This is a genomic window from Arsenophonus endosymbiont of Apis mellifera (assembly GCF_903968575.1).
GTDB classification, from domain to species: domain Bacteria; phylum Pseudomonadota; class Gammaproteobacteria; order Enterobacterales; family Enterobacteriaceae; genus Arsenophonus; species Arsenophonus apicola.
The window spans coordinates 1-2586 of sequence record NZ_CAJCFU010000007.1 but is presented as its reverse complement, the minus strand read 5'-3'; the positions used below and the strand labels follow the sequence as shown (position 1 = coordinate 2586).

Annotated in this window: 4 protein-coding genes and 1 tRNA gene; 2 read left to right on the top strand and 3 right to left on the bottom strand. The window is 39.9% G+C overall.

All coding sequences use genetic code 11. From position 1 onward, the window contains the following. Positions 1-6 precede the first annotated feature (6 nt). The 3 genes from H1X92_RS00085 to H1X92_RS00075 all read right to left on the bottom strand — a co-directional run bounded on the left by H1X92_RS00085 (position 7) and on the right by H1X92_RS00075 (position 723). Entirely contained in the window at positions 7-291 is a 285-nt protein-coding gene (locus H1X92_RS00085; RefSeq protein ID WP_180558298.1) for a hypothetical protein, read from the bottom strand. An 18-nt stretch (positions 292-309) separates the two neighbouring features. Then, positions 310-384 (bottom strand) — tRNA-OTHER (locus H1X92_RS00080). A gap of 6 nt (positions 385-390) precedes the next feature. Continuing rightward, complete coding sequence (locus H1X92_RS00075; RefSeq protein WP_180558297.1) at positions 391-723, bottom strand: DUF1640 domain-containing protein; 333 nt, start codon at positions 721-723, stop codon at positions 391-393. Between the two features lie 314 nt (positions 724-1037). Here H1X92_RS00075 and H1X92_RS16145 point away from each other — a divergent pair, with 314 nt between their 5' ends. Together H1X92_RS16145 and H1X92_RS15605 are read left to right on the top strand one after the other, a co-directional pair. Next, complete coding sequence (locus H1X92_RS16145) at positions 1038-1571, top strand: Rha family transcriptional regulator (protein ID WP_180558296.1); 534 nt, start codon at positions 1038-1040, stop codon at positions 1569-1571. 97 nt (positions 1572-1668) lie between these two features. After that, positions 1669-2493: an antA/AntB antirepressor family protein gene (locus tag H1X92_RS15605; protein WP_202881793.1), complete on the top strand. Its 825-nt coding sequence runs from the start codon at positions 1669-1671 to the stop codon at positions 2491-2493. Positions 2494-2586 lie beyond the last annotated feature (93 nt).

The window sequence follows — 2586 nt, the reverse complement described above, 5'->3', positions numbered from 1 at the left end:
GGATTTTTACCTGGGAAAAGGTGAGCGCCCTGACTGGTTAAACCAAACGGCACAATAAGAAGGATTAAACACGATGAAATTGGACAATCCACGCATTGTAACGGCAAAACACCCTAATATGGGTAATCTGGTTGGGGTGACTAATGGCAGTCGCCATTTGAGCGATTCAATATACTTAAGCAGTATTGATATTAGTGATGATGATGACAGAGAAGTACGCTCTTTTAAGACAATCATACAGTGCTTAACAAATGAAAATGATCGTCTTAAGAAAGAGAACCGAAGACTCATGAAGATATACCGTGGAATTGGCGGGCTGTGCAGGATTTGAACCTGCAATAAGTAAACTTCATTTACTGCTTTACCATTCAGCTAACAGTTCACTGACAATCATAAGGCAGGCATCAAAAAGGCTTTTACCACAAGAGAAAGGATACCTAAAATACCCGCCCCCAACATCCAGCGTATTAATTTTTGTTCAGCACGAATTCCTGACATCTCTAGCTGTAGGTCTTTGCGGACTATTTCCATGTCTTTACGAACATCAGATATTTGCGCGCTTAAATCTTTGCGGACATCATCTAAATCTCTCTTTGTTGCTACATCAACCGCTTCGTGTGACTCACGCACAGCAATAGAAATCGCTTTCGCCTGTTCTGTTGGTAATCCAGCGCTTTCAAGCGTTTCAACAAATTTTAGTGTATCAAATGCAACCTGACCCATAGGTAATCCTCCTTTTTGGTAAGTATAACCTAACAATAACCATTGACGAAAGAACAAATCATGCGCTATAGTTTATTTGCATCTGCAAAATCAGATGTCGGGATTCGAAACCCGTCAGTGTGTACCGGCCAATAACACGCCGAATGCGTGTTTTTTATTGGTCATAACCTAGTCACATATCAATGGTGGCTCAGGTAGGGGAACCGTAAGGTTCGCCGGAGGTACACCGGTATTTCGAACCCTGTCTGGGCTACCACCACGAGATTCGAAACTCCAGTGGTAGCATTTATCTAAATGTACCATTGGAGGTCAATATGACCACTCACTCATCCCTTGTTATTCCTAAAGTTAGTATTCACAAAGGTAAAGCGATTACCACCTCACAAGATGTAGCCGAATACTTCAACAAGCGCCATGACAACGTTCTACGTGCTATCGGCAGTCTTGAGTGTTCATCTGAGTTTCGTCTCCTCAATTTTGAGGAGACGTTCTACATACGAGAAAATCCCAACGGTGGAGATGGGATCTCAACAAAGTGCTACGAAATGACTAAAGACGGCTTCGTATTCTTGGTGATGGGATTTACCGGAAAGAAAGCCGCTCAATTCAAGGAAGCCTACATTGCTGAATTTAATCGCATGGAAGCACAATTACACAATGCTGTTACCGTAACAGGTAATACAAANAAAATTCTTCTCACTTTACTTCCCAATGGCAAAGTAGATAGCGCAAGAGTAATTCATGATAATGAATATGTCGCTTCACTAGAGTCACTCTTCGAAATTGGTCGTCGTGCTGGTTACATGATCATTCACAAAGATGAATTAATCAAAAAATTATCAGAATAGCTTACTTTTCCTTAGCACGTCTCCGTTTCAAACGGAAGCGTGCCGCAAATTAATAATACCAATATTCAATCATCAATTAACTTTGAGGAATTTCTATATGCAAAATTTAATCAATATAGAAACAAAAAACATCAGTGGTGAATTAATCCAAACGGTTAATGCCCGTGATTTACATGCGTTTTTAGAAATTACTACGCGATTTAATGATTGGATAAATAGGCGTATAGCAGAATATAGTTTTGAAGAGAACATTGACTATATTATTGCTGAAAATTTGAGCTACTCAAATTTGAGTAGTGCAAAATCTCGCCAACGTATGATGAAAGACTACTATATCGCCATCGATATGGCGAAAGAGCTATCCATGGTTGAACGCAATGAAAAAGGGAAACAGGCAAGGCAGTATTTTATTGAATGCGAAAGACGTGTTTTACAACCTCAACTTCACATTCAAACATTACTACCAACAAAAAAAGAACTCGCTCTCATGGTTGTTCGTGCTGAAGAAGAGAAAGAACAGTTATTACTGGAAAATAAAAGTCTCTCAACCGAAAACGATTGTCTTAAAAATCTCTTTAAGGAAGGTATGACCCCTACCCAATTTAGCAAAATGCTTAATGGCGTAAACAGTCAGCAGATAAATCATTTTCTGGCAGAGAGGAAGTGGCTCTACAACGAAAGTAAATCCGGCATACGCTGGCGTGTTGCTTCTTATGCACGGGATAAATATTTAACCGAAAAACAAAGCGAAATAAGCCCACACGGTGCTGACAGATTCATTAGTTATCAACCTGTATTACTCAAAAAAGGGGCGCGACGTCTCTATGATTTGTATCTGGATTACAAGCTGCCCATGAAACTGACGTGGAATGGTTCACATACTCATGACAAGTCCATCCAGGGTATTCACCTGAAGCACTGATTACTTTTCTTTTTTAAATCTTCAATTAACCAGGAGCTAAAAACATGAACCAGCTTAAACAGCAGGAGCTGCGCTACGTCTTAAATAGTGACA